Here is a 1299-nt window from a genome sequence, read left to right on the forward strand (position 1 = left end):
TGAGCGGCCCGAGACATAGGTGACAGAACGTACCGGACACATGGGTTACACTTTCCGCTTTTGTTCTGCGGGAGGTGTGGATGCCGTGGAAGGCGAGTTCGGTGATGGAAGAGCGCCTGCGCTTTGTCGCCCGGCTTCTGGATGGGGAAGCCATGACCGAGGTCTGCCGGGAGTTCGGCATATCCCGCAAGACTGGCTACAAGATTTTCGATCGCTACAAGGAGCACGGGCTGGAAGCGTTGAGCGACCGCTCCAGGCGGCCAATACGCTACGCCAACCAGCTCCCGCAACAGGTCGAGACCCTGATTGTCCGGCTGAAGAGCGAGAAGCCGCACTGGGGCGCCCGCAAGATCCGCGAGCTGCTGGTGCGCCGGCTCGATGGCGACATCAAGGTTCCCGCCAAAAGCACCATCCACGCGGTGCTCGACCGCCATGGCCTGGTCAGGCGCAGCGGCGTGCCGCGCCACCGCGCGCGCGGCACGCCGCTGTCGCAGGGCACGCTTCCCAATGATCTGTGGTGTGCCGACTTCAAGGGCGAGTTCAAGCTCGGCAATGGCCGATACTGCTATCCGCTGACCGTCACCGATCATGCCTCGCGCTTTTTGCTGCTCTGCGAAGCGCTGGACTCAACGCGAGAAGACCCTGCCATCACGGCCTTTGAGCGGCTGTTCCGCGAGCGCGGCCTGCCGCTTGCCATCCGCTCCGACAATGGCGTGCCCTTTGCCAGTCCCAATGCTCTGTTCAATCTCTCAAAGCTGTCGGTGTGGTGGCTGCGGCTCGGCATTGCGATCGAGCGCATCAAGCCAGGCCATCCACAGCAGAACGGCCGTCATGAGCGCATGCATCTCACGCTCAAAAGGGAAGCCACCAGACCGCCTGGGTTCAACAGTCTCCAGCAGCAGGATCGCTTTGATAGCTTCCGGCACGAGTTCAATGAGGAACGCCCCCATGAGGCTCTCGACATGAAGCGCCCCATAGACCTCTACACCGCCTCAATACGCCGCTACGATGGCCTGCCCGAACTGACTTATCCCTTCCACGATCGAGACGTCGTCATCACATCCTGCGGTCGCCTTTGCCTGCACCGCAAGAAAATCAATATCTCCCTTGTGCTGGCCGGACAAAAGCTCGGCATCAAGGAAGTCGACGAGGGCATTTGGCTCGTCAGCTTCATGCACTATGATCTCGGATATTTCGACCTGGAGCAGAAAACCTTGCAACCACTCGACAACCCGTTCGGCACGAGGTTGTCACCCATGTCTTAGGTACAGTTTGTTACCTATGTGTCCGGGCCGGACA

The 1299-nt window shown here is 60.4% G+C and carries 1 protein-coding gene; it reads left to right on the top strand.

Going from position 1 to position 1299, the window contains the following annotated elements:
- The first annotated feature begins 80 nt into the window (after positions 1-80).
- Positions 81-1265, top strand: a complete 1185-nt coding sequence (locus KJQ96_RS38460; protein WP_213291154.1) for an IS481 family transposase — start codon at positions 81-83, stop codon at positions 1263-1265.
- Positions 1266-1299: the final 34 nt, after the last annotated feature.

This window comes from Bradyrhizobium sp. sGM-13, from assembly GCF_018398875.1.
GTDB lineage: Bacteria > Pseudomonadota > Alphaproteobacteria > Rhizobiales > Xanthobacteraceae > Bradyrhizobium.